The sequence below is a fragment of the Paraburkholderia sp. J63 genome (assembly GCF_905220245.1).
Lineage (GTDB): Bacteria > Pseudomonadota > Gammaproteobacteria > Burkholderiales > Burkholderiaceae > Paraburkholderia.
Genome location: NZ_CAJMZF010000009.1, coordinates 68,794 through 93,889 on the forward strand (window position 1 = coordinate 68,794; position 25,096 = coordinate 93,889).

General features: G+C 63.5%; 17 protein-coding genes and 1 pseudogene. 7 read left to right on the forward strand and 11 right to left on the reverse strand.

What is annotated here, in order from left to right; genetic code table 11:
* Nucleotides 1-168: 168 nt before the first annotated feature.
* The 7 genes from U5775_RS12325 (at nucleotide 169) to U5775_RS12355 (ending at nucleotide 9,533) form a co-directional block, all read left to right on the forward strand.
* A complete protein-coding gene (locus U5775_RS12325) occupies nucleotides 169-2,277 on the forward strand; it encodes a 3-hydroxyacyl-CoA dehydrogenase NAD-binding domain-containing protein (protein ID WP_322058414.1) in 2,109 nt (702 codons plus the stop codon).
* Complete coding sequence (locus U5775_RS12330) at nucleotides 2,274-3,455, forward strand: acetyl-CoA C-acyltransferase (protein ID WP_322058415.1); 1,182 nt, start codon at nucleotides 2,274-2,276, stop codon at nucleotides 3,453-3,455. The genes U5775_RS12325 and U5775_RS12330 overlap by 4 nt, the downstream gene beginning before the upstream one ends.
* The gene (locus U5775_RS12335; protein WP_322058416.1) at nucleotides 3,452-5,128 is read left to right on the forward strand and encodes a long-chain-fatty-acid--CoA ligase; all 1,677 of its coding nucleotides are present in this window, start codon (nucleotides 3,452-3,454) and stop codon (nucleotides 5,126-5,128) included. The genes U5775_RS12330 and U5775_RS12335 overlap by 4 nt, the downstream gene beginning before the upstream one ends.
* Entirely contained in the window at nucleotides 5,125-6,918 is a 1,794-nt protein-coding gene (locus U5775_RS12340) for an acyl-CoA dehydrogenase (protein WP_322058417.1), read from the forward strand. The genes U5775_RS12335 and U5775_RS12340 overlap by 4 nt, the downstream gene beginning before the upstream one ends.
* A 69-nt stretch (nucleotides 6,919-6,987) precedes the next feature.
* Nucleotides 6,988-7,419, forward strand: a complete 432-nt coding sequence (locus tag U5775_RS12345) for a PaaI family thioesterase (protein ID WP_322058418.1) — start codon at nucleotides 6,988-6,990, stop codon at nucleotides 7,417-7,419.
* A gap of 855 nt (nucleotides 7,420-8,274) precedes the next feature.
* Nucleotides 8,275-9,045 carry a cytochrome c gene (locus U5775_RS12350; RefSeq protein WP_322058419.1) on the forward strand — a complete coding sequence of 257 codons (771 nt, stop codon included), beginning with the start codon at nucleotides 8,275-8,277 and terminating at the stop codon, nucleotides 9,043-9,045.
* Nucleotides 9,046-9,074: 29 nt separating this feature from the next.
* Nucleotides 9,075-9,533 (forward strand): cytochrome c, encoded by a 459-nt coding sequence (locus U5775_RS12355; RefSeq protein WP_322058420.1) that lies wholly within the window; start codon nucleotides 9,075-9,077, stop codon nucleotides 9,531-9,533.
* Nucleotides 9,534-9,727: 194 nt separating this feature from the next.
* On the opposite strand, the pseudogene U5775_RS12360 reads toward U5775_RS12355, so the two are convergent.
* The 11 genes and pseudogenes from U5775_RS12360 to U5775_RS12410 form a co-directional block, all read right to left on the reverse strand.
* Nucleotides 9,728-10,320, reverse strand: a pseudogene (locus tag U5775_RS12360) (methyl-accepting chemotaxis protein); the annotation flags it as partial.
* A gap of 159 nt (nucleotides 10,321-10,479) precedes the next feature.
* The gene (locus U5775_RS12365; protein WP_322058546.1) at nucleotides 10,480-10,818 is read right to left on the reverse strand and encodes a DUF4148 domain-containing protein; all 339 of its coding nucleotides are present in this window, start codon (nucleotides 10,816-10,818) and stop codon (nucleotides 10,480-10,482) included.
* 728 nt (nucleotides 10,819-11,546) lie between these two features.
* Nucleotides 11,547-12,794, reverse strand: a complete 1,248-nt coding sequence (locus U5775_RS12370; protein ID WP_322058421.1) for an amidohydrolase family protein — start codon at nucleotides 12,792-12,794, stop codon at nucleotides 11,547-11,549.
* 1,205 nt (nucleotides 12,795-13,999) lie between these two features.
* Nucleotides 14,000-14,674 carry a hypothetical protein gene (locus U5775_RS12375; RefSeq protein ID WP_322058422.1) on the reverse strand — a complete coding sequence of 225 codons (675 nt, stop codon included), beginning with the start codon at nucleotides 14,672-14,674 and terminating at the stop codon, nucleotides 14,000-14,002.
* 143 nt (nucleotides 14,675-14,817) lie between these two features.
* The gene (locus U5775_RS12380) at nucleotides 14,818-17,871 is read right to left on the reverse strand and encodes an LPD7 domain-containing protein (protein WP_322058423.1); all 3,054 of its coding nucleotides are present in this window, start codon (nucleotides 17,869-17,871) and stop codon (nucleotides 14,818-14,820) included.
* Nucleotides 17,861-18,262 (reverse strand): plasmid mobilization protein, encoded by a 402-nt coding sequence (locus U5775_RS12385; protein ID WP_322058424.1) that lies wholly within the window; start codon nucleotides 18,260-18,262, stop codon nucleotides 17,861-17,863. Before U5775_RS12385 ends, U5775_RS12380 begins: the two co-directional genes overlap by 11 nt.
* A 108-nt stretch (nucleotides 18,263-18,370) precedes the next feature.
* A complete protein-coding gene (locus tag U5775_RS12390) occupies nucleotides 18,371-18,697 on the reverse strand; it encodes a TrbM/KikA/MpfK family conjugal transfer protein (RefSeq protein ID WP_322058425.1) in 327 nt (108 codons plus the stop codon).
* Between the two features lie 200 nt (nucleotides 18,698-18,897).
* Nucleotides 18,898-19,389: a hypothetical protein gene (locus U5775_RS12395; protein WP_322058426.1), complete on the reverse strand. Its 492-nt coding sequence runs from the start codon at nucleotides 19,387-19,389 to the stop codon at nucleotides 18,898-18,900.
* Complete coding sequence (gene stbB, locus U5775_RS12400; RefSeq protein ID WP_322058427.1) at nucleotides 19,386-20,120, reverse strand: StbB family protein; 735 nt, start codon at nucleotides 20,118-20,120, stop codon at nucleotides 19,386-19,388. The genes U5775_RS12395 and stbB overlap by 4 nt, the downstream gene beginning before the upstream one ends.
* A 33-nt stretch (nucleotides 20,121-20,153) precedes the next feature.
* Nucleotides 20,154-22,787 carry a DUF5710 domain-containing protein gene (locus U5775_RS12405; RefSeq protein ID WP_322058428.1) on the reverse strand — a complete coding sequence of 878 codons (2,634 nt, stop codon included), beginning with the start codon at nucleotides 22,785-22,787 and terminating at the stop codon, nucleotides 20,154-20,156.
* A complete protein-coding gene (locus U5775_RS12410) occupies nucleotides 22,780-25,059 on the reverse strand; it encodes a type IV secretory system conjugative DNA transfer family protein (RefSeq protein ID WP_322058429.1) in 2,280 nt (759 codons plus the stop codon). Before U5775_RS12410 ends, U5775_RS12405 begins: the two co-directional genes overlap by 8 nt.
* Nucleotides 25,060-25,096 lie beyond the last annotated feature (37 nt).

Below are 25,096 nucleotides of genomic sequence, written 5' to 3' on the forward strand. Positions count from 1 at the left end.
CTTCAAGCGGCCGCTCTCGTGAGCGGCGATTACTTCAGAAATTTCCTACAGATTTCCTGCTTGCGACCGCAGAGAATCGGCCGAGGCCAATTGGAGCGCGCAATCAAGCGCGCCGGATTCCGGCGCAATTTCATCGCGCCTTTTATTCCGGGATACTGAGGAGACGCAATGAGTAATTTCCCTTATCAGCTTCAGGGCGGGATGGCAGTCATCCGGCTTGATGCACCGCCTTTGAATTGTCTCGGCTTGCAGGTGCGGCGCAGCCTTGCCGAGGCTATCGATGCCGCGCTGGCCAACCCAGAAGTTTCCGCGCTGATTCTATACGGAACCGACGAGGTGTTCTCTGCTGGCGCCGATCTGGGCGAATTCGGCTCGGCCGACATGACGCGCGAGCCGAGCCTGCCCACGCTGGTGGAGCGGCTCGAGGGCAGCCCTAAGCCGACGATTGCCGCGATTGGCGATCTCTGCATGGGCGGCGGTTTCGAACTGGCGCTCGGCTGCCATTTCCGGGTGGCTCGGCGACGCACGAAGGTGGCGCTGCCCGAGATCAAGCTCGGCCTCCTGCCGGGAGCGGGCGGCACGCAGCGTCTGCCTCGCGCAATTGGCGTCGAGCCCGCGCTCAACCTGATGCTCTCGGGGCAGCCAGTCGCCGTCGACTCCTTGCGCGAGACCGGTCTCGTCGATGTCGTGACGGAGGACGATCTGCTCGACTCGGCACTTGCCTTCGCGAAAGAAACGGTGACGCGCAAGCGCCCCTTGCGCCGCCTGCGCGATGAGCATGTCGTCACCCCTGAAGTCGATCTGTATCTGAAGTTCGTGCGCAATGCGCTGGCGCCAAAGGCCAGTCAAGGGCTCGCGCCGCTGCGCTGCGTCGATGCGGTGGAAGCGGCTTGCACGCAGCGCTTCGAGGACGGCATCGCGACCGAAAAGGCGCTGTTTCGGGCACTGCTCGACACGCCGGAATCGCGGGCCTTGCGGCACGCCTTCTTTGCCGAGCGGGCATGCGCGAAAGTGCCCGGCTTGCCGAAAGACACGACGGTCCGCAGCGTCGAGCGTGTGGGCGTGGTCGGTGCCGGAACGATGGGTTCGGGCATCGCGATTGTGTTTCTTGACGCTGGCATGAGCGTGGCGTTGCTCGAACAGTCGGACGAAGCCCTGGCGCGTGGCGTCGATAACATCACGCGCCACTACGAAACGCTTGCCACGAAAGGGCGCCTCGGCGACGCCCAGGCGAGCGCATGCCTCGCGCGCCTGCGCCCCACGCTCGACGACACGGCGTTGCGAGATGCGGACCTGATCGTGGAGGCGATCTTCGAAGATGTGGCGGCCAAAACGGCAATGCTGCGCCGGCTCGATGGCGTGGCGCGCCCGGGGGCGATACTCGCCTCGAACACATCGACACTTGACCTGAACGCGCTCGCCGCAGCGACCTCGCGGCCAGCGGATGTTATCGGACTGCATTTCTTTAGTCCTGCGAACGTCATGAAGCTGCTCGAAGTGGTGCGCGGCGAACATACCGCACCCGACGTGCTGGCGACGGCAATGGCGCTCGCGCGCAGGATCCGCAAGACAGCGGTGGTGTCGGGTGTCTGCGACGGCTTTATCGGCAACCGCATGCTGAACCAGTATCTGCGCATAGCGGGCTTTCTCGTCGATGCGGGCGCGACGCCGTGGCAGGTCGATCGCGCGCTGGAGCAATGGGGCATGGCGATGGGGCCGTTCCGCATGTCGGATATGGCGGGCAACGACATTGGCTGGGCGATTCGCAAGCGCATGGCAATCGAGCAGCCGCAGCTTCGTTTCTCCGGTATTGCCGATGTGCTGTGCGAGCAAGGCCGCTTCGGGCAGAAAGCGGGCAAGGGCTGGTATCGCTATCAGGAAGGACAGCGCAAGCCGTTGCGGGACCCCGAGGTGGACGCACTGATTCGGGACTATCGGTCGCAAAGCGGCTTCGTCGCGCGCCGCATCGAAGACAGCGAAGTGGTCGAGCGATGCATCTTTGCGTTGATCAACGAGGGGGCGCGCATTCTCGATGAGGGCATCGCGCTGCGCGCCTCGGATATCGACGTGGTCTATCTCTCCGGTTACGGCTTTCCGCGCTGGCGCGGCGGCCCGATGCAGGTCGCGGACGAATTCGGCTTGCATCGCGTCGTGCGCCGCATGCGCGACTTCGCCGCGGACGCGCAAGACGACGCAGCGTTCTGGACGCCCGCGCCGTTGCTCGACCGCCTTTCCGCCGCTGGCGGCCAATTCAATCAGCCTGGAGCCGCGCAATGAACGAGGCCGTTATCGTTTCAACCGCGCGTACCGCGCTCACGAAGTCGTGGCGCGGTGCGTTCAATCTCACGCATCCTGTCGCGCTCGGCGGTCATGTCGTGCACCACGCTATCGAGCGCGCGGGCATCGAGGCCGGCGAAGTCGAGGACGTCATCATGGGCGCGACCTTCCTCGAAGGGCCCGCTGGTATGAACATGGCGCGCCAGGTCGCGCTGCGTGCGGGTTGCCCCGTCACCACGAGCGGCCTGTCGATCAACCGGTTTTGTTCATCTGGACTACAAAGCATTGTGCTGGCCGCGCAGCGCGTGGTGGTCGGCGAGGGCGACGTTTATGCGGCAGGTGGCGTCGAGTCGATTTCGCTCGTGCAGAACGACGCGAACCTGAAGGGACTGAAGGAAGCCTGGGTCGAGCACCACAAGCCAGAGGTCTACTGGACGATGCTGCAAACGGCCGAAGCCGTGGCGCAACGCTACCGGATCGGCCGTGAGGATCAGGATCAATACGGCGTGCGCAGCCAGTTGCGTGCCGCCGAGGCGCGCGCGGCGGGCCGCTTCGCCGACGAAATCGTGCCGCTGGCGACGACGATGGGCGTCGTTGACCGCGGCACGGGCGCCTTCAGGCGGGAAACCGTGACTGTCGAGCAGGACGAAGGCATTCGCGCCGATACGAATTTCACCGCGCTTTCGACGTTGTCGCCAGCGCAGCAAGGCGGTGTGGTGACGGCCGGCAACGCCAGCCAGTTCTCGGACGGCGCGTCGGCCTGCGTGGTGATGAATTCGCGCCTGGCGGAGCGCCGCGGTCTTGCTCCGTTGGGTATTTTCCGCGGCTTCGCCGTGGCCGGCTGCGAACCCGGCGAAATGGGCATTGGCCCAGTGTTCGCCATTCCAAAGCTGCTGGCGCGCACCGGCGTACGCAGCGAAGACATCGGTCTCTGGGAAATCAACGAGGCTTTTGCCGTGCAGGTCCTGTACTGCCAGCGCCAACTGAACATTCCCGACGAGCGGCTGAACGTCAATGGCGGCGCCATCGCCGTGGGTCACCCTTATGGCGTGTCCGGCTCGCGTCTCGTCGGTCACGCGTTGATTGAAGGCAGGCGGCGCGGCGTGCGCTACGTCGTCGTGTCAATGTGCATTGGCGGCGGCATGGGTGCAGCAGGGCTCTTCGAGGTCGTCGCATGAACGTACTGCATTTGACGCATTGGCCAAAGCACTTGCCGCACCGGCTGTGCGTGCCAGCCACGAATCTGGCTGACAACCTGGCCGTCTCCGCGCGGCGCTATCCGGCGCGCACAGCGCTCAGTTTCTATGGCAAGGCCATCAGTTATCGCGAACTTCATGAGCGCGTCGAACGTCTCGCTGGTTTTCTGCGCACGGAGTGCCAGGTGCGGGACGGCGACCGCGTGCTGCTCGATATGCAGAACAGCCCCGCGTTCGTGATTGCGTACTACGCGATCCTGCGCGCGGATGCGATCGTCGTGCCGGTCAATCCGATGAATCTCCGCGAGGAGATTGAATGGTACGTACAGGACAGCGGTGCGCGCGTGGCCTGCATCGCGCAGGAATTGCAGGCGCAGTTCGCGCCGCTAGTGGAAGCGGGGCAACTCGACAAGGTGATCGTCGCGGCGTATGCCGACGATTTGCCCGAGTCGCCCGAATTCGATGTCCCCGAGATCGTGCGCGCACCGGCGGCGGCGATCGTTGCGCCGGGTTTCGTCGCGTGGAGCGAAACCGCGCAGCATGCGCCGCTGCAGTGCGCGAGCCGACGCGGCGGCGAGGACATTGCGCTGCTCGTCTATACCTCGGGCACGACCGGGCATCCGAAGGGCTGCATGTTGAGCCATCGCGCGCTCAACGCGCAGGTCGTGAGCCTCGCGGACTGGAACGGCTGGACCGCCGAGGCGATTGCGCTCGCGACGGCACCGCTGTTCCATGTGACGGGCATGGCGTCGGCGATGAACCTGCCGATCTACGCGGGCGCGAGCACGGTATTGCTGCCGCGCTGGAACCGCGAAGTCGCGGCGGAACTGATCCAGCGCTATCGCGTGAGCCACTGGTGCAACGTGCCGACGATGGTCAGCGATCTGCTCGCGATCGCCGATATCGACCGTTACGACTTCTCGAGTTTCCGCTATATCGGCGGCGGCGGCAGTTCGATGCCCGAGGCGGTCGCCACGCGTCTTCACGCGCTGACCGGGCGCGAATACCTCGAGGGTTGGGGGCTCACCGAGGTCGCCGGGGCGATCCACTTGAATGCGTACACGAAGTCAAAGCGCCAATGTCTTGGCATGCCGACGTTCGACGTCGATACGCGCGTGATCGACACGGCCACCGGTGCGCAGCTCGGTGTGAACCAGCAGGGCGAGTTCGTCACGCGTTGTCCGTCGCTCTTCAGCGGCTACTGGAATAACGAGCAGGCAACTCGGGAAGCATTCGTCGAACTCGATGGCAAGCCATTCTTTCGGACCGGCGACATCGGTTACTTCGACGAAGACGGTTTCTACTTCTTCGCGGATCGCCTCAAGAGAATGATCAATGCCGCTGGCTTCAAGGTTTGGCCTGCCGAGGTGGAGGCGATGCTGTACCGGCACCCGGCAATACGCGAGGCTTGCATCGTGGGCGTCGACGATATGCGTCGCGGCGAGACCGTCAAGGCTTATGTGGTGCTCAATCAAGAAGCAGCCAGCGCTCTGACGGCAGAAGACATCATTGAATGGTCGCGCGGACAGATGGCCGCTTACAAGATTCCACGCCTCGTGGAGTTCGTCGACGCGCTGCCACGCTCGGGCACCGGCAAGATTCAGTGGCGATCGCTTCAGGAACGAGAGAAGCAAATGAAGGAGAAGCAGGCATGACTCAGTATGCAGCACCTGTGGCTGATATCCGCTTCGTCATGAGCGAGCTTGCCGGGCTCAGCGAAGTGGCTGGATTGCCGGGCCACGACGAGCTTGGCGAGGACCTTGTCGAGGCGATTCTGACCGAAGCCGGCAAGTTCGCCGAAACGGTACTCGCGCCGTTGAACGCGAGCGGTGACCGCGAAGGTGTGAAGTGGACGCCACAAGGCGTGGCCACACCCGCGGGCTTTCGGGAAGCCTACGCACAATATACGGCGGCGGGGTGGAACAACGTAGGTGTCGAGCTTGCCCTGGGCGGCCAGGGGCTGCCGTGCCTCGTATCGACAGCGGTAGCCGAGATCTTCATGGCGGCGAACAAGGCGTTCTCGATGTGCCCCGGGCTAACGCTCGGCGCTATCGAAGCGTTGGCCGCAGCGGGATCGGATGAACTCAAGGCGCGCTATTTACCGAATCTGGTCAGCGGCCGCTGGGCGGGCACGATGAACCTCACCGAGCCCCAGGCTGGCTCTGACGTAGGCGCGATTCGTTGCAGAGCGGTCCCCACCGATGACGGCCGCTATCGCATTTACGGCCAGAAGATCTTCATTTCCTATGGCGAGCACGACCTGACCGAGAACATCGTGCATCTGGTGCTCGCGCGCACACCCGATGCACCTGACGGCGTGAAAGGCATCTCGCTCTTCGTCGTGCCCAAGTTCCTTGTCGAAGCCGATGGCAGTCTCGGTGCGCGCAACGACGTGCAGTGCGCGTCGGTGGAGCACAAGCTCGGCATACACGGCAGTCCGACTTGCGTGATGGCCTACGGCGAGCGTGACGGCGCGATTGGCTACCTCGTGGGCGAACGCCATCGCGGCCTGCAGGCGATGTTCGTGATGATGAACGCCGCGCGTTTGACGGTCGGCATGGAGGGCGTGGCGCTGGCTGAGCGGGCGTATCAACAGGCGCGCGGCTATGCGCAAGAGCGCGTGCAGGGGCGGCCGAGCGGCGCAAGCAGCGCGATGGTACCGATCATTCAGCATCCCGACGTCAAGCGGATGCTGATGACGATGCGCAGCCAGATCGAAGCGATGCGCGCCATGGCTCTTGTGATCGCGCGGGCGCAGGATATGTCTCGGTGCCACGAAAGTGTAGCCAGACGGGCATCGGAACAGGCATTTGTCGACCTCATGACGCCGGTGTTCAAGGGATGGGCGACCGAAACTGGTCTGGACGTCACCTCGCTGGGTGTGCAGATCCATGGCGGAATGGGCTATGTCGAAGAGACCGGGGCGGCGCAGCATCTGCGTGACGCACGAATCAGCACGATCTACGAAGGCACGACCGGCATTCAGGCGGCTGACCTCGTGACCCGTAAGCTCGCGCGCGACGAGGGCAGGACGTTCAATGCGGTTGTGGGTCAGATGCGCGAGAACGCGGCAACGCTCATTGGGGAAGACAGAAGCTTCGCGGCGCTCCATGAACGCTTCATATCGAGCGTCGCTGCCTTGGAAACAGCGGGCCATTCCTTGCTGCGCGCGGTTGCGCACGCACCTGACGAAGCACTTGCCGTCTCTGTGCCGTTTCTCATGCTGTTCGGGCAGGTGGCAGGTGGATGGCAACTCGTGCGTGGCGCGCTAGCCGCACATCGGCGGTTGAAGCACGATAATGCCGCGAATTCGGTCTTCCTGCGAACGCGCATCGAATTGGCGCAGTTCTACGCCCACCACGTCTTGCCGCACGCTGCGAGCTTTGCCGAAACCGTTGCGTACGGCGGCCGTGCGACGCTCGCGTTGGACGACGATCAGTTTTAGCACTGGGTATAAGTAGTTCGCGCCGGTTTGCCGGGATGGCCAGCCGGCGCTTCAAAAAAGAGAATGAACATGAGCAAGTTGCACACGGACATCGATCTCGGACGTTTCGCGGAGCGCGGTCGAGACTGCCTACCCGGCTACCTGGGCATCGAAATGACTTCGATCGGCCAAGGTACCGGATCAAGCCGCATGGCAGTAAAGGGCCTGCATTTCGCACCCAATTCGTATCTGCATGCGGCCAGCATTATTGCGCTCGCAGACAGCACGTGTGGCTTTTGCACGGAAGCCCATTTGCCGGAGGGCGCGACGTCGTTCACCACTGTCGAGCTCAAGAGCAATCACCTCTCGACGATACGTTCTGGCGTTGCGATCTGCGTTGCCAATGCCGTTCACCTCGGAAAGCGTACACAGGTGTGGGACGCCGTCGTGAAGGATGAGGCTTCCGGCAAGACCCTAGCGCTGTACCGCTGTACGCAGATGATTCTGTGGCCGGCGACATGACCGACGAGAGAATCTCGCGCTGTGCGGCAGTCTGCGTTGTCTTCATGCGAGAAGTCTTCGTACGCGAATGCTGCCGCGGTCATGCAGCGCGTGGCAGCCTTAACGTCGACTTTCAGCCTCAGTGAATCGACTCCATTACGAAAGCGTGCTCTGAAGACCGCGTGCGAGTCTATTGCACCTGATGTGATATTACCGCTCAAATCTGCGTGCCTGCATGGCCGCGCGACGGCAAAGGGTGCGCTCTTGCGGGTTGCGGCGCAGGTGGTCCGCTCACCGTAGCGGCACTCCGGCTTTACTTTGCCTCGTGTTAGCCCATCTGGGGAAAGCTACCCGTCCAGGCAACGTTGTAGAAGGGCCATCGGGCAACAGAGTGACAGAAAGGCGGCTTCGGTGCCAAACACTTTGAACGCTCGGTGGCAGACTTCTGCGAGCACTCTCACCCGTGCCAGCACGTTTTCGTGGTCGGTTCGCGGAAACGGACGCTTGAATTTGGCTGTAGATCTCACAGCCGAATCGCGATTCTTGCTACGCCAGCCATGACGTACACGTGGAGTACGTGACCTGTTACATTCCATCGATTTCACCTGAAGAACGTGATGGACTCTCCGCTTGGGCGTGCAGTTCGCGGACGCCAGGCGCTATTCCTCGCGCCTGTATCAGCCGTGGACCGTCAGCGACAATCGGCCACATTAAGATCAGCAAGATACGCCATCAGTGCCGAGCTGACGCGGTCTATCAGTTCTACTACTACAGGCAGCTCAAAAATACCGCTGAGCTGGCCGTGTTAACTTAAACCAACCGGCCTCCACGATTCCCGGTGCGGTTCAGCCCGGTCCACTCGTACAAGCCTGAGCGATGAACATTCTCAAGACCGTTACTGCTGCAGCCGTGTCGATGACGGCAGGGCTGTGCACGAATTTCGCCATCGCGCAGGGCAATGCGTCGGATGCCGCGTTGATTCAACGCGGCGAATATCTCGCACGTGCTGGCGATTGCATGGCATGTCACAGCGCGCCAGGCAGGAAGCCGTTTTCAGGTGGCCTTGCGATCAAGAGCGGGATTGGCACCATCTACTCGACCAACATCACGCCGGATGCGCGATGGGGTATCGGTGGATATACGGAAGCGCAATTCGCGTCGGCGGTCAAACGTGGCGTACGCGCAGATGGCGCGCATCTGTACCCTGCCATGCCCTATCCGTCATACGCGAAGATCACGGACGAGGACATCCACGCGCTATACGCGTACTTCATGAAGGGCGTGCCCCCCGTGAGCGAAGCCGCGCCGAAAACGGCGTTGGGCTTCCCGTTCAATCAGCGCTGGGGTATGGCGCTATGGAATTGGGCGTTTGCGCCGGACAGGCCGTTTGCTGCGCCGGGCAATGCGAGTGAACAGGTTCGTCGTGGCGCGTATCTGGTCGAAGGGCCGGGTCACTGCGGTAGCTGCCATACGCCGCGCGGCTTTGCGATGAACGAAAAGGCCTACGACGGCGGCGACGCGCAGTTCCTCGCAGGCGGCAACCTCAACGGCTGGAGCGTGCCCTCGCTACGCGGGGGAGCGAACAGGATATCGTCGATTATCTGCAGACCGGGCGTAACAGCAGCGCGGCTGTTGCCGGTGAGATGACATCGGTCGTTTATCACAGCACCTCACACATGAGCGATGCCGATCTCGGGGCGATCGCAGCGTATCTCAAGTCGTTGCCCGCGCCACGGGTTGCACAGACGGCCTCGCACGCACCCGCGAACGGCACCACGGCGAAACTGACGGCCGCGCAGAATCTCACGCTCGTCGAGCGCCTCTACCTCGACAACTGCAACGCCTGCCACTTCGCGAACGGCAAGGGCGCCTCGCGCGTGTTCCCGCATCTGGACGGCGCGACGACGGTCAACGCGGCCAGTCCAACCGCGCTGATACACATCATTCTGGCTGGAGCGCGAACGCCGTCGACTGCGAAGGCCCCCTCGGTGCTGCCAATGCCGGGATTTGCGAACCGACTGACCGACGACGAAGTCGCGCAACTGGCGACATTCCTGCGTAGTGGCTGGTCAAATCACACTGGGCCGGTCGATACCGCTCAGGTCGCACGTGTGCGGCAGACCTTGTCAAAATAAGCAGCAGTTGATTTGTCCGAGCCCTCTGGCTCCCGTCGAAAAGATGGCGTGCATCTGAACAAAACAGGCTACAACGGCGTCCGCAGAAGGCCACGCGCGGACGCGGCAGGCCCTGACCACGGCCTCGCCGCCGTCGTCGGTGATGCAGGGAGGCTATGTGCTGCGTACGGACGGAAGCGGTGTACGGTCGTGCCGATGTCGGCGATACGCGGGCGCCGGAAGACATCAACCGCGGCCTTTAGCCGACTTGCCTGATCGTCCATCGCTCGAGCTGCTGCCCGTTGCCTGCTCAACGAGAGCAGCGGTCTGCTGTCATCTGATCCATTTGGGCCACGGCACTATCAACTTGTGCAATACCGCGTGCCTGTTCATCAGATGCCACTGTAATCTCAGCGACCAGATCTGCGACGAGTCCAATCGCACACTCGACGTCCGCCAACGCACGGTCCAACTGATCGGCTTTTTCTACCCCAATCTGGACGGTATCGACGGACACCTGGATCAGTGCCTTGAAATCTTTGGCGGCCGAAAAGGATCACTGAGCGAGACTGCGCACTTCGCCAGCTACGACCGCGAAGCCACGACCCTGCTCGACGGCGCGTGCTGCCTCGACTGCCGCGTTAAGGGCGGGGATACTGGTCCGAAATGCAATGCCGCCAATCAGCTCGATGATTTCGCCGATTCGCATCGAGTTCGAGCTGATTTCCCTAACCGTATCGAGGAGCGCCACGACAGAGCCACCGCTCTTCTCGACAGTGCTTCCCGCAGTGAAACCAATCCTATTCGCTTAGGCCGCAAAAGTCGCCGACATGATGCGCGAGTCGGAGCACTCACACGCGCACAAAAGGTGCGGAGCACCGCGTCGGAGAACAAAATCATTCGGGTTCGCACGGTAGCTGACCCGAATGCCGCGAGCGGTCATGTGAGTGACCTAAGCAGGTGTGCGTTACTGGCTGGCGCCGGCAGCCGCGTTTGCTTTCTTCTGCGCGTCTTGCAGATTTTGCGGATAGTTCACGTCGTTCTGTGCAGGCTTATAGCCAGCGTCTTCGAGTTTCTTGAGTTCGGCAGAATTTTTCGCACGTGCGGCCTTGTGCTCCGCCTTACGCTGCGCCCTGGCCTGGGCCTTCGCCTGTTTCTTCTGTTCCTTGGTGAGCGGCTGCGCGGTAGCGGCTTGCGTGCCGGCCGGTGCGCTGGCCTGCGTTTGCGCGAGCGCGGGCGCAGTGACGCCAATCAGGAATGCTGAGGTTGTCGCGGCGAGAGCCAGTTTGCTGATGGTAGAACGCATTGATTCCTCTATGATTGATTTGAGCAGCTTGCCCGCGCTGGAACACCGGATCAAGCTGCTGAATTGTGCGAGGTACGCACCGCACCAATGTAAACGAATCGCGCCAGAGATAGTAGCAAGCGCTGACCCTGACACCATGGAGCGGAGTCCGACAGTCCTCGTCACGGCCAGATCCGGCCCGGAGCTTTCTGCAGCGACCGTCGCAACGATTCTGATGCAGTTGAATGTGTGCACAACGACTTTGCAGTCACGCGCGGCGCGAAGACGCAAATGAGCCGCGTTCCAGGCACCGGTTGTTGGATGTGAAGATTGCTCCTACCTCCGCCAGGATTTCATTGTATTTTGTCATCATTGCTCCCCGCACGGTTTAAAAGACAGGCCTTTTCATCGTTGCAAGGAAGGGGCCTTGCGCCGGAACGCGCGTACGAGTATTGAACGGTGGTGTCATAAAAATTCCACTTATCCCTTTCAAAGAATAGGTGGATCAAGTGCCGAACGTGAGATCTGCGATAAGGTTGCGCACGCAACTAATTTAGCGGATTCTGACGCGGTTCGCTCTGTCGCAGCCAATGTGTTGGGAAAACCACACATCGCCGCTGCTGTCGGGCGAGCACATCTGGCCAGTGCGCATACCTATGTGAGCGGCCGCACCGATACTCTTCTAGCAGGCATACATCACACGCGTGGCGTGATGTATGCACCTTCTTTGCTGGTTCTCTCGTTTGACATTAAGCCGCTGCGAGGCGCGGGAACAGCTTCTCGGCGTTCCCGCGGTAGATGGCGTGGCGCTGCGTCTCGGTCAATGGATAGCTTTCGAGCAGTTTGGTGAAGTCGACCGAACGATCCTTGTTCGCGTATGGCCAGTCACTGCCGAAAGTGATGTGGGATGGGTCCGCGAAAGCCAGCAACGCAGGCAAAGCGAACGGGCTGCTCGACAGTGCGGTGTCGAAGTAAAAGCGTCGAAGTCGAGCGATGCCAGCCTCGTTAGTGTTGTCGGCCGCCACGACATGGGCAATGCGCTGTGCAGCATAGGGGATAAAGCCACCTGCGTGCGAAAGGATGAATTTGACGTTGCTAAAGCGTTCGAGCCATCCTGCCTTTGCAATGTTGATGGCAGCGCGCGTCGTGTCGAGAAGGAAGTCTGCTGCGTACGGCGGGATGCCGGGAACGGGAGCGCAGGGCAGGTCACCCGGGTGAATAAACACGACTGCATGTCTGCGGTCCAACTCTTCGAAAAGCGGAGCCCAGGATTCGTCGCCAAGATAGGTACCGCGAACGCTACTGATCAGCACGACACCGTCCGCCTTAAGCGCGTCGAAGGCGTACTTCGCTTCAGCGATTGCGCCATCAACATCAGGCAGGGTCAGGGTTGCGAAAAAGCCAAAGCGGCCAGGATGCTTAGCCACGACGTCAGCGGTGAATTCGTTGACTTCGCGCGCCTTCTCGCGAGCTTCCACGTCATCGCCAAGGTGAACGCCCGGCGTGGAAACGGAAAAGATGCCCGTGGCTGTATCTTCAGCAGCCATGACGTCGAGTGCTCCCTCAACGCTCCACTTCGGGATGGCAAGGCCGCCTGCGGTGATGCCGCGCTGCTCGAGCCAGGCGGCGTACGCCGGCGGAACAATGTGGTGATGGGTATCAATCTTGCCCAGCATAGGTTTCTCCTGAACGGGATGGACGAGTATCGGAAGGTCGTCGGGATATAGCTTAATCAGTTGACGATCAGCGTTTTTTCGTCGTGGGGTTAAAGAAAGAATGTGACAGCCGCGCTGGTGAGAGTGATAAAAATACTCGGAATAATGATGACTCTGAGTACTCGGCTTTCGTCGCCGATCTTGTTGATGGAGGTAGCCCCGATCAACAGCTTCACTGGCGAGATCATTGCGGAGATTCCCGCGCCCATGGCGCAGAATCAAAACAAAGATGACAATTAGGGGGGGAACAGCAAAAAGGACACCGAGGGCCACGATTTCCATCCGGTTGTTCTCTCATCTTGTATTTTCCGCGGCGGAATCCATACCGTAAAATGAATGTTTTTGATATTTAATATTCCGGATGAGAATTTTTTAGGTTTTATGTCCCATTCGACAACGAGACAGAAAGCGGGCTCAGAAACCGAACTTAGTGAGGCGCTTCGGCGCGGGCGATTACATCACGACGCGCGATCGCTTTCAGATCTGACGCCTCGCGGACGACTTCGGGTACGGACGGGCACGTTGATTTAGGTATGGGTCTAAGGGGGCGCCGCGGGGTTGTCTACGACGATGCCTTCGGAGGTGTTTATAGTGGGTTGATGGACTCCGACCTTCCCATTCTCTCGTTGTGGATCAGTCTGCGCGGCGTCAGACCGCCGGTCCGCCAGCGAGAGCCCACGCGGGCGTGCCCAGATCTTTGGTCAAGCGTTTCGCTGGCGGACACCGGCTGTCGGGCAGCCTGCGCAAGGCGCCAATTCTTACCGCGCACACTTAACATAATAAGGATTAGCGAAGTTTTATTTCGGAGTACGATGTAATTTTCATTCAAAATCGGGCTTCGACGACTTTCAAGGCCGATGATAATTCCGGAACCTACCGCTACCGCGCGCCGGCGAGGCACCCTTCGCCGACCGTGCGCGAACGATGTTCCTCATGCTGAAGCCGATCCCGGTCAACACCAGATGCGACGACCCAACCGTCGGGCCCTTATCCATGCTCAATCGAGCGTTGAATGGAGATCGGGTGAAAGCGCAACTGCGGAGCAGGATCGACCGTACCAATGTCAGCTACTGCCAACCCACATCAAAGTTCCAGATTCACTTCCCTTCATCAACAAGGTCCACGTTTGTTTGTATTTCCGGAAAGTAGTTGAACACACGCGCGAGTTGACCTACCGCAGCACGGGCTTTCTTTGGGGAGGATGAAGCAAAATCACTTCACGGGGAGTACTGATAAAACTACGCTGATTAAGATCCGACAAATAAGTGCCATTGGTCCCGACAAATAACCGATCGCAAATGCGACTGCGCGGTCATATGCGGTCGGAATCTGTGGATGAATCGTCTGAAGGTAGCGGGTTTATGAGTTGTGACGGCACGTGGCGTGAATATGGGGCCCATTGAGCACGCGCTCGCAATGGGACACGCGCGCACGCCGGCACCGGCCAACCGGAATGAGAAAAAACGGGGAGGTGCGGACGAGATCCGCTATTCGAGTTCGCTGAGTGCGACGCTGTAGCAGCGCTCGCGATCCCAGTCTGGATGAAGGGCTCTCAGGACGCCGATACGCCGGCCAATCGCCTCGTCGCGATCGCCAGTGACCTCGTGTGCGCGCCGCTGGGTCTGCAGTCGCTGCGCGATGGCGCCCAGCGCGAGCGACGCCTGTGCTTCGGCTCGGCTGCCGCGCAGGTGCTCGCGGCCGGCTTTGGATGCTTCTGTCGCGGCACGGTAACGGCGCATGATGGCTTTTCTGCGCTCGTGACGCAGCCACTTCGACAGACCGAACGCGCCGAAAAGCGCCGCCGGCACCTGGCGTAGCGACGCGAGGCCACGGTAATCGCCATCCTGCGTGCGTTCGGCGCGCTGCTGTGCCGTGACCAGGCCGGCGCGCAACAGGTCGCGCATCGCTCGCTCGGCCCGCCGCACGGGCAAGTACGCATGCCGGGCAAGGAAGGGCAGCGTGAGGCTCATGAAGCCGCCGTCGCGCTGCGGGACGCCGACACGCAGGCTCGCCAGGTCGAGATAGCTCAGCATCGCGCGCAGCAGCTGCACGCATGCCATGCGCCGCTCGCGGCGTTGCTGGCGATGACTGCCGTTCGCCGCGTTGAGGGTCGGCAGATGCCGGGCGGGTTCGTCCAGGTACGCGTCGAGGCGATCCTGCATTTCCTGCAGGATACGTGGGCGACCACCGCACCGGGCGGCGCGATTGCCCGCCCCGTGCGTTGCGCCCGCGCGCGACTGTCCGTACCCGGGATCGGGCGGCAGCGTGGCGCAGGAGGCGGAAACGGGCTGTGGCCGATCGTGCATCAATGGGTCGGCTTGCCGTCGGAGAGTGTCGGCCAGTCCTGTGCCGGGCGTCCGGGTTGCGGCTGTGGCCGGGGATCAGCGGACGGGCTGGCACCGGGCGGGCCGAGAACGTCCTGCACCTGCTGGTCGACGCGCGCGTGGCGATATTGATCCATCGCCCGGTTCAGGCGCTCGTCGCTGAACCGCACGCGCAGCCCGGCATCTACCGCCACCCTTGCGGCCGCCGACTGGTGCGCGTCGTCGCCGGTCAGTTCGAGCGTGCGGCCGAACTTGGCCTGCGCGAGGCGAAGCCCGGTCTCGATGGCGGCCCGGTCAACCTGCAGCACCTGCACGCTCGTGCCGCGATCGCGAACGACGTCGCGGCCATCGAGCCGGTAGGTGACGTGGCCACGCTCATTGACCGACCACGACAGCTGGGGCGAGCGGAAAATGATCGCGTTGTACTCGTCGTGCCCATGCGGACGCGGCGTGTTCGGCCGGATCACGTTGAACGCCCCGTCGCCGGCGTCGTCCTCGAGCACAACGGCCAGCCGCTCCGGTCCCGCGGTGCGGCGCAGCTCCTCGAGCGCCCGCTCATCCCCCTGCTCGGCCCGCGTGCGCAGCCAGCCGGAAAAGCTCGGGCCGCCCGCGGAGCCAAATTCGGCCTTGAGTGCCGCCCGCTCGCGCGCGATGGATTCGCGCAGCGCGTCCTCACGGCCAAGGCGATCGGCACGGGCGAGCGACGTCGCCGCACGCCGCCCGGCCGGCTTCAGACCCATGTCCTGCCTGATCGCCGCCCGTCTCGTTTCGAACGCGGCGCGGATCTCTCCGCGGCGCTGCTGTTCGCTCGCGCGCTGTGCAAGCCACGCGTCGATGCGGGCCGCGACATGTGCTTCGCGCGCGACCGAATACTCACGCCAGAGTGCGGCGCGCGGCAGCTCACGCGGGGCCGGGACCAGCTCACCGGCCTGCTGTCGCTGCCAGACCTCGCGCAGCAGCGGAGCCGCTTCCCGCCACGACAAATTCAGTTCCTTCGTGAGGAAGTCCGACACGTTGAGGTTGCGCGAGCCTGCGCGGATGCGGGCGGCGCCGTCGCGGCCGGTGACAACCTGGTATTTCGCGGGCCGCACGCCGTGTGTGTGGGACAGCTCGGCCAGCAGACGGCGGGCGTCGAGACCCTTGCGGATCTCATTAAATTCGGCATACTTATTAACTGATTCGTCGCGCTGTCGAATCTCGCGCGCCAGTTGCGACAGCACGTTGTCGGACACCCGTCCGGTGTGACGCGGTGTAGCGAACGCGGCGTCTCCAGCGCGCGAGCGGCGCGACCGGTACGGTGGCGCGTCGTCTGTGAGCCCGGGCGGTGGCAGGTTGAATGGCCGGCCAGCCCCGAAATCGAACGGCACATCGATCGCGTCAAGCCGGTCCGCAAACGGATCGTGTCGCAGACCGGCAAACCAGCCAGGCGGCGACATACCGGCCGGTGCGTCTGTCGCCGGCGATCGCATCGGCGGCAGGCTGTTGAATGGATCGATGAGTGGATCGCCGAACGCGTAGTGCGCTTCAAGCGCACGGTGGTACGCATCCAGGTGGCCGGGAGGCGGGGCAAATGCAGGGGCAACTGCGGGGCCGCCTACTCGTTGCGCTGCAGGCTCTCCATGGCGATCTGCAGTCCATCGCAGGCGATCCGCGGATACGGCGCCGTCTGGCTCCAGCTGGTAAAGCGCATCACCCGGCAATAGCACTGCAGATCGATGTCCGATGCCGTCCACAGGGCGGCCGGACAGGTCTCGCAAAGCGTCGAAGGGTTCGGGCGACGGGTAGGCCCCACCTGCGACAGGGTCAAACTCGGCATCGAGCCCGCCGTATCCATCGTCGACGCGTCCCGCGCTGTCGAGGTCGGTTTCGCGCGCGCCGGGTCCGTCGACGGCATAGGACGGCTGGGCGCCGAATTCAAATGCGCGTCCGGATCGTTGAAGATGTCCGTCGAGGCCTGGGAGGGAGTCGTCTGCTCGGTCATGATATGCCTTCAGATGTTGTGCATAAAAACCGCGTTCAAGATCCGCGAGCATCAGCTCGCGGTCGTGGGGAGAGGATTCCTGGTAGCGCTGGTACTGACGGCTGCCGCTGTTGAGATACTTCACCTCGCGCGCGCGCGTCGCGTACCACTCGTTGAGTACGGCGGTGATGTGCCCCGGCGTGCGTCGCGGCGCAACACCCGCTTCGTAACGGTCGACGGCATCGGCCGAGAGCGCCTGCAGCTTTTCGGCGGTCGGCAGTGCGATGAATTCAGGCGTGAACACGTATTCCTTGAGGTTCACGCCCTTGCCGGCGCCGGCGGGCTTCACGTTCGGATAGGCATCGTCGCGGCCGGCGTTGCGCATGCGTACGGCGCCGTGCTCCTGCAGCAGCGCCATGAAGTCGGCGTGGTTCTCGATCTGGCGATCGAGCACCGCGTCGAGGATCTCTTCCTTGAGCTCGCGGCTGTTCGCGCGGAACAGGTCGCCGCGGTAGCGGCTGATCATTTCCGACGCATCGGTGAGCAGCGTGCGCCGGTTGTCCTTTGGGCTCGCAAGCCCGTATTGCGCGTTCACATGCTCCTGGAATGCGTCGATGAAGCTCAGGTTTGAACGCACGTAACCGAGCGGTTCAAGGTGCTTTTCAGCCAGCAGATTCCAGCGCGGAATGACGATATGGATGTGCGGCTTGCGCTCGACCAGTTCACCGCTCGACTGGTTCACATAGCTCTTGATGCGGGGCAGGTGAGCTTCCGCATAGAAGCTGTATTCGTCCGGACGGTATGCGTGCAGCGCGAACGCTTCGAAATCGCGCACGATCTGGAACAGCGTCTGGCGATCGACGTGATCCTCCTTGAAGGAGAGCGTGATCGACAGGTAGCGCTCGACACCTGGCGCGGCATTGATCGACTGGATCACCGCGTTGGTCAGGTCGAGATCGCCGGCGAGCACCACGCGCTCGTCGAGTTCGTCGCGATCGATGTCGCGGTCGACCTTGCGGCCTTCCTCGAGGTATTGCTTCACGCCGTCGTGGCGGCCGGACACCCTAATCAACACGATGGAGATGCGCCTTCAGCAGTTGGGTGATCAACTCCAGCTCGTCGACCAGCGCAACGAAGGTGGATTCGGACAGCCTGCCGGACACGCGCGCGCTGTTCGCCACGTGCGCCAGCTGGTTGAGGTTGTTGCCGGTCCTGTTGATCACGTACATGATCCGCTGCCGCTCGAGCGTCGCCGGCGGCCGCGCGACGATCTGCGTGCGGTTCGTGAGGATGCAGTCGCGCAGGAACTCCGAAGGGCTCATGCCCGAACGCTCGACCTTCTCGTTGAAGATCCGCCACTGCTCGTCCGTCAGGCGCGTGCTGACCGGCTTGCCGAGTGCCGGGTGCGCTTTCCGGCGGCCGCGGCGTTTCGGTCCGGTCACAACATGGAGATCGTCAGCGCTCATGGCAGTTGCCGTCCGTGGCGGTCAATGGCGTGGAGTCGGTGCCGGCTGCGATCTTCTGCGGTCGGCGCGGGCGGGTTTCAATGTGTCAGCGGGTCAGCAGGACACCGGTCAGGGTCCGTTCTGGACAGCGCCATATTTCGAGTTGACCGGCCCCTTCACGTCGCTGCCGACCGACTGGCACTGGTTCAGGAAATCGCCGCGCGCACTGGACGTGCCGCTCAGGTCGAAGTGCCCGTTGTGAAATTTCACGATGGAAAAGTACGAGGCCTCGTATTCGGCGCACGTCTTGCCACCGTTGCCGCCCATGATCAGACCGGCCAGACAGAGCACCGCGCCGCACGCATCCTGGTTGTCGTCGGCGCGTGCCGTCGGCGCGACGAGTACACCGGCCAGTGCAGCGCTGCACAGCGCGGCCGCAATCGATCGTCGTTTCATGGCATGACTCTTGGTTAACTTCCGATCAGTGAATGGGTGTTCCATCGCGCTACTCCTCGAGACGGTGCGCATCTCAGTCTCCGTATCGATGCTCACAGGACCCTTCTTCGAGCTCTCCTGCCTGCGTTCCATGATGTCGTCCTCCATCAGCGCCGAAAGATTCCGGCCGCCTGCGATCAGCCGTCCAGTTCGATGCTTCGCTAGATCAGCGTGTGCGCCAGACGCGAGACGATCCAGATGAGTGCGCCGCCTGCGCAAAATGCAATACCCATGCGCGCGGCGATTGAGCCGGTTGCGGGCACCACAGGCTTCGTGTTGACCGCGCGATCACGCGATTCAACGGCCACCCGCAGCCGTGCAAGTTCGTCCGCCACTTCCGCGGTCGCGGTGCGACGCGCCTGGTCGGCCGCCTTCGCGGCAACCTCGCCGATGAAGGCCTGACGCGACTGCGTGAGCAGCTTCGTCAGCTGCGCGTTCTCCTCGCGCAACGCCTGCACCGTCGCGGTCAGCTTCTGGTCGGTGGACTCCATCAGGGCGACAACATGGTGCTGCGCGTCCACCACCTTCATCTGCTCAATCAGGATCTCTGCGAGCACGGCCAGCTCGTTGGACGCCGGCATCGTGGCGATCAGCTGGCCCAGGCGCTCCGACGCCTTGCCCGCGTGATCCGGTTGCGGCGTCGGCTCGTTCATGCATCCACTCCCGCCATCAGCGCGTTGAACGCCTGATCGAGCAGCGGCTCGATGGAGAGCGCCTTGCGTTTGAGGCCGACCAGCCGCACGAGACGGTCCTTCTCCGAGGCGGTCGGAGCGTCGATCAGTTGCGTCTTGTAGTCGACCCCGTCGGTTGCGATATCGTGGATCGTGCGGCCCGCCGCGGCTGCGAGCGTGAAGACGTCGTTCTTCGGCACGAGCGCGTCCTGGTTGAGTTCGAACGTCCCCTTCCTCTCATGCAGTTCGAACAGCTGGCCGAAGTGACGGCGTAGCGTCACCTCGCGCGCCTCGCTCTTGACCAGCTCGACCTTGTTCAGCAGCACGCGGATGCGCCCAGGCTCGACGCCGAGATCTGCAAGCATGTTGATCGTCTTGATGGTGTCCTTCATCTGCTTGCTTTCCGGCTCGACCGGCACGATGAAGCACGTGTAATCCTCCTGCGCGCCCTCGGCACCGTCGAGGCGGTTCAGATATTCCTCGACGTTCGACGCGCCGATATCGACCAGCAGCGCCCGGCCGAGCATCAGTTCGTCGTGCAGTTCGTCAAAGCGTGCGGCAATCATCACCTCGACCTTCGGGCCCGCCGAGTCATCGGTATTGATCGACTCGACCTGACGCACTGACATATGCGGCAGCCGTGGCGCGAGCAGTTCGCGGGTTACGGTTGTCTTGCCGACGTTGCCGGAGCAGTTCACGATGGCAATGCTCATTTCGATATCCTCATGAATGGGAGTGGGCGACGCTTACATAGCGACCTTCGCTGGCCCGCCCGTCTGCTGCTGATCGGGCTTCGGGCTGTTCGACTGTCCCGGCGCCGGTGCGGCCTTCGGCGCGGTCCACGCCGCGTGCAGTTCAGCCGCGCGCCGGTCGACCTCGGCGGCGCCCGCGTCATGGCTGAGCTCACCACGGGCAATGCGTGCCTCGATCTCGGTCCCGGCCTGGATGCGCGCGTCGAACCGGCGAATGACTTCGGCCCGCATGCGCGCGGGTGCCCGTTCGAGCGACTTTTCGAGAACCTCGCGCAGCTGCGCGACGGTCTTCGGTGCTTCGCCCGGAGCCGCGGTTGCTGCTACCGGCGCGGCGGGCGTCGCCTGCGGTTTCGCGTCTGCCTGCATGAGTGCCGGATTTGCGCTTGCCGGGCGGACCCTCGTCGCCGGACCAGGAGCCGGCGACGCCCCGGCCCTGATCGTCAGGGCCGCACGTTCACGCTTCGCGGCCTCGAGCAGGGCCTCGTCGCTTTCGGCCGGTTTGAAGCCCTTCACGTCCACGCCCGCGAGGGACGCTTCGATCCACGCATTGCGGCGGAACGTTTCGCTGCCGCGCACGACAATCGTGTCCCAGTTCTTGGCCTTCGCCACCGCGACCATGTCGGCAATCGTTGCGCGATCGTTCTGCCGGGAGTTCAGGCGTGCGCCGACGTCTTCGAAGTGCGGCTTCGTGACCGGTGTCGCATCCGGCTGCGTATCTGATTGCCTCGCCGGCTTCGCCTCCATGGCATCAAGCTTCCAGAACCGGCCGTCCTTCACCATGTAGCGCGACGCGACGTGGGCGGGCACGTCGTAGCCGTCTTTCGTGACGACCGGCTTGCGGGAGGCCGGATCGGCGCCGATCTGGTTGTCGCGGGTGTCGGTGCTACGCGCCTGGCCTGCCCGGGACGCAGCTGCCGGTGCGCCGGCGCCGCCCTCCGACACTGGCGCCGGCTTACCCTGCTCGCGCAACAGCTTCCCGGCGGCCGCATGTTCGCCCTCCCGCACCGTGCGCACACGCTCCAGATCCTGCGCCGACACGGTGTCAAATTCAGGCCGCTGCGGGTCGTTCGCCGGATTCCTGGCGTCGGGTTCATTCTGCGCAGGCGTCTGCGCGCGCTGGACCTGCGTGTCGAGCACGCCTGACACCGCCGCAGCCTCCATCGCCGTATCGTTGGCGGCCTGCCCCGGACGGGCGATGGGCTCATTCGCGACCGCGGCAGTGACAGCCGATGGCGCGACGCCCGGGTTGCCCGGTACCGCGCTTTCCGTCAGACCGCGCCGGCGCATCGCGTCATCAATCGCCGCATGGTCAATCACCGTATCGCCGACATCGGCAAACGTCACCGCGTCGCCCCCGGCCTTGACCGTCGGCGCCTCCTGCGGCACGGACGGGACGTCAACCTGCCGGTCAAGCGCTTCGCGAACGTGCGACACGAACGCAGTCCGTGCGGGCGGGGACAGGAACGCAAGCTCCTGATCGAGCGCAGCGGCAACGTCAGGCGCGCTCCTGCCTTTGCCGAACTCCTCCCGGATACGCCCGGTCAGCCCGCGGAAGTCGGCAAGGTCCTTTGCCACCATCGACCAGTCGGTGCTGTCTGCGTGGTCACGACCGGCACCAAATACCGCCTCCCCAGGCGCGAACACTTCGGCGATGTCCGCGAAGGTGGCGAAGCCGTCGTCGCGCTCCGGCTCATGACGGCGATGCGGGTGCTGCGGCTCGTTACCGGCCACGTCCACCGGCAGCTCGCCCTCCGGCGGCACGGAATCCGTCACGTCGTGCGCGGGCGTGCGCCCGTCGACTTCCATCGGACTCAGCCCCGCCTCATCACGGAGCCTGTTCAGCGCCTCGGCCGCGCGCGGCGGCAGCGCCTGCGCCGCAAACCCGCTGCCGGTGCGGATCTGCTCACCGATTGCGCGCTCACCGTCGACCGAGTTACCCGACCTGCGCCACGCGTCACGATGGATCGTTTCGAGCCGTTGTTCGAGGGCCAGTATCCGGGTGACCTCGGCCCCATGCAGCGTGACCGCCGTCGTGATGGACTGGACCATTTCACGATAGCGGCGGCCGAGCGCTGCATCGTCGAGCTTCGGACGTCCAGGTTGCTGGCCAGCCCGTGCGCCCTGTTCGGGCGACCGGGACTCGCCTTGCGCATACAGATGCTGCCGGTCGGCGAAATACCGGTGCCGCGCCTGCAGGCCAGCCTCGCGTACCCCGTCGATCATGTCGAACGCCGACGCGCCCTGCGCACGCAGGCGGTCCCGGGCTTCCAGCCCCGCCTTTTCCGCTGCGGCCTGCACGGAGTCCCGCACGAACGCCCGGGACTCTTCGAGCGGTTGCCCCATCAGTTCGCTCAGCCGCACGGCTTCGCGCTCGATGTCGGCCTCACTCCCGAACCAGGCCCGCGGCTGGTCCCGCGCCGCGTCAGGTGTACCCGGGGCACCCTGCGCTGCCTGCAGCGCGGCTGCCGTCATCCAGCGTGCAAACGGCGCAACGTCGGCGCCGCCCGGCACGTACCACTTCTTCGAGCGCCGGTCGAATTTCGCGCCCAGCCCGCGTGCCGCCTCTTTCTCCCTGAACGGCACGTCCAGATACGTCCGCCCGCCTTTCGGCCTGTTCCGGTCAGCCATGTGATACCTCCTTTACCTCGTTGTCCGCCGGCACCACAGACGCGGGCGCCGGCCCAATCTGCCCCTGGTCAGCGTCATCCGCTTCTGCCACGCTGAAATCGATGCGGATGCCGGCGAGCATTTCGCGCACGTCGTCGCGCATCACGACGCCGAGTTCGCTCATATCGGCCTCGAAGCCGGTGAGCGCCATGCCGGTTGCGAGCGGTCCGGGTGTGCGCTGGTCGAGCGCGAGAAGTTCGGCCGCAGTCAGCGGCTTCGCACCGGCCTGCCGTGCAAGACGGATCTCGCCCGCAGCCTTCGCGGACAGCGCCGCGTGATACGTTTCCGGGTTGTGCGTCGGGATGCCGGTCGCACGCAGCTCACCGGCCTGCCAGGCGGCCTTGATCTCCTCTTCGGTGGGCAGGCGTTTGTCGATCGCGGCGAGCCTCGGACTGACCGAGCGCATGCGGTCGATAAAGAGGTCATCCTCGTAATAGGTCGCCTTCTCACACAGGATCGGCCGCTGGAAGCCGAGCACGATTTCCTCGTGCTGCTCCATGCGCTTGAGTTCCTGGTCGAGCATCAGCGCACGGCCCTGATCCGATGTGCTCGTGCCCGTCGACGTGTTGCGCCCGTGATTGCGGCTCTTCGAGGTCGCCTTCTCGGTGAAGGTGCCCAGTGTTTCGGACAGCTCCTTCGCGTCGGCCTGATTGCCCGGCGCATACGCGACCAGTACCGCGTGATTGGTAATCAGCGTGCGCGCCCCGGCCGGGCCGTACAGCTCGTTCGGCTCCAGTTGCGCCTTCGACTGCAGGATCGTGAGCAGGCGAATCCAGTAGCCCGCGACGAACGCATTGCCCTTGTCGAGCACTTCGATGCGACCGAGTGCCGTAATTTCGTCCCCGACAGCCAGGCACTGGTATTTAATCGCCGGATCTTCACCGGGCAGCACGTCGAGGTTGTCCTCGATCAGCTGCGTGTAGAAGAGATTGCCGAGCAGGCTGGCGACAGCGAGTTCCCGCACCGGCAGCACGATGTAGATCGACATCAGTTCCCGGCGCACACGGTCCAGCTCGAAGTCGCAGGCGCTCGTCGCCTGGTCGACGATCGGGTTGCTGAAGAGGCGCAGCCCCGCATTGAACGTCGCGACGATGTTCAGCATCGTCTCGTCAGGCGAGGCCAGCACGCGCGAGAGCGCACCGAGGCAGTCCCCCGACAGCGGCACGCCCTTCTGCGGCTCGTGCTGCATCAACTCCGACAGGTGCTCACGCACCTTTTTGTCGGGCGTGGTCGCCAAGCGCAGCACCTGGCCGAACGTGCAGTCGCCAGTCATCTCCATCAGATACAGCGCAAGCCCCATGAACAGGTCGGCAGCCTGTTCGTAGAAGAACTTGTTACGCCCGTCGGTGGTGTGATACAGGCGCGCGGCGATCGCCTGCAGGCGCCCCACGCGCACGAACGCCGGACTCTTCGCAATCTTGAACAGGGGATTCCAGCGGTGCGTCAACCCCTTCTGGTCGAACGGGGCCCAGCGGACCACCTGCTGGCCGCACGCCTGCCGGTAACGCGAGGTCAGGTCGAAGTTCTCGCCCTTCACGTCGAGACACGCAACCGAGTCTGGAAAGGTGAGCAGATTCGGGATCACGATGGCCACGCCCTTGCGTGAGCGCGTGCGCGCGGCCACCATCACGAACTCCGTTCCACGAAAGGTCAGGTACCTGCCCTTGTATCTGCCGACAATGATCGAGGGATCGCGGTCATCGTCCCGGCGGCGCCCCCCGCAGTTTCCCCTGTGGCGCCAGCGGTCGTTCGCCTCGTCGAGCAGGCCGTAGCGTCGAATCTCGTAGCCGTAGGCGAAACGTGCATCGCCGTGCAGCTCGCGCTTCGGTTTCCTGACCAGCGCCGCGACGATCGCCGCAACTGGCAGCAGCGGCACGATCACCGATACCACGGTGGCCATCTGCAGCGAACGTTTCACGGCCTTCACATCGCCATACGCGTGCCAGTAGTCCCGCAGCGTCCAGAGGCCGATCGCCGAGTCCGGCAGCTTTTCCAGCTTCGCGAACGCCATCGCGCCCACGAACTGGCCGGCGACCGCGAGACCGGCCAGGACCACGAGCGCAAGCAGGGCCGCGGCGATGATACGGTCAGCGAGCGTCGCGGTTTTCAGCAGCACTGCGCTCGCGCATACGCCCCACAGCAGGCACACGACGATGACGAGGCCCGCCACTGCGGCGATCCCGACCGGATCAGTGATCGCGTCGAGATGAAGCAGGCGGGCGGCGCCGAACACCACTGCACCGGACAGCACGCTCAGGACACCGGCAATG

What these genes read in the sequence shown, in the direction of transcription:
- U5775_RS12390 (WP_322058425.1), bottom strand. Translation starts at nt 18,697, where the DNA reads ATGAAACGACGATCGATTGCGGCCGCGCTGTGCAGCGCTGCACTGGCC.
- U5775_RS12345 (WP_322058418.1), top strand. Translation starts at nt 6,988, where the DNA reads ATGAGCAAGTTGCACACGGACATCGATCTCGGACGTTTCGCGGAGCGC.
- U5775_RS12325 (WP_322058414.1), top strand. Translation starts at nt 169, where the DNA reads ATGAGTAATTTCCCTTATCAGCTTCAGGGCGGGATGGCAGTCATCCGG.
- U5775_RS12385 (WP_322058424.1), bottom strand. Translation starts at nt 18,262, where the DNA reads ATGAGCGCTGACGATCTCCATGTTGTGACCGGACCGAAACGCCGCGGC.
- U5775_RS12335 (WP_322058416.1), top strand. Translation starts at nt 3,452, where the DNA reads ATGAACGTACTGCATTTGACGCATTGGCCAAAGCACTTGCCGCACCGG.
- U5775_RS12375 (WP_322058422.1), bottom strand. Translation starts at nt 14,674, where the DNA reads ATGCAGGATCGCCTCGACGCGTACCTGGACGAACCCGCCCGGCATCTG.
- U5775_RS12405 (WP_322058428.1), bottom strand. Translation starts at nt 22,787, where the DNA reads ATGGCTGACCGGAACAGGCCGAAAGGCGGGCGGACGTATCTGGACGTG.
- U5775_RS12370 (WP_322058421.1), bottom strand. Translation starts at nt 12,794, where the DNA reads ATGGAAATCGTGGCCCTCGGTGTCCTTTTTGCTGTTCCCCCCCTAATT.
- U5775_RS12355 (WP_322058420.1), top strand. Translation starts at nt 9,075, where the DNA reads ATGAGCGATGCCGATCTCGGGGCGATCGCAGCGTATCTCAAGTCGTTG.
- U5775_RS12350 (WP_322058419.1), top strand. Translation starts at nt 8,275, where the DNA reads ATGAACATTCTCAAGACCGTTACTGCTGCAGCCGTGTCGATGACGGCA.
- stbB (WP_322058427.1), bottom strand. Translation starts at nt 20,120, where the DNA reads ATGAGCATTGCCATCGTGAACTGCTCCGGCAACGTCGGCAAGACAACC.
- U5775_RS12365 (WP_322058546.1), bottom strand. Translation starts at nt 10,818, where the DNA reads ATGCGTTCTACCATCAGCAAACTGGCTCTCGCCGCGACAACCTCAGCA.
- U5775_RS12395 (WP_322058426.1), bottom strand. Translation starts at nt 19,389, where the DNA reads ATGAACGAGCCGACGCCGCAACCGGATCACGCGGGCAAGGCGTCGGAG.
- U5775_RS12340 (WP_322058417.1), top strand. Translation starts at nt 5,125, where the DNA reads ATGACTCAGTATGCAGCACCTGTGGCTGATATCCGCTTCGTCATGAGC.
- U5775_RS12330 (WP_322058415.1), top strand. Translation starts at nt 2,274, where the DNA reads ATGAACGAGGCCGTTATCGTTTCAACCGCGCGTACCGCGCTCACGAAG.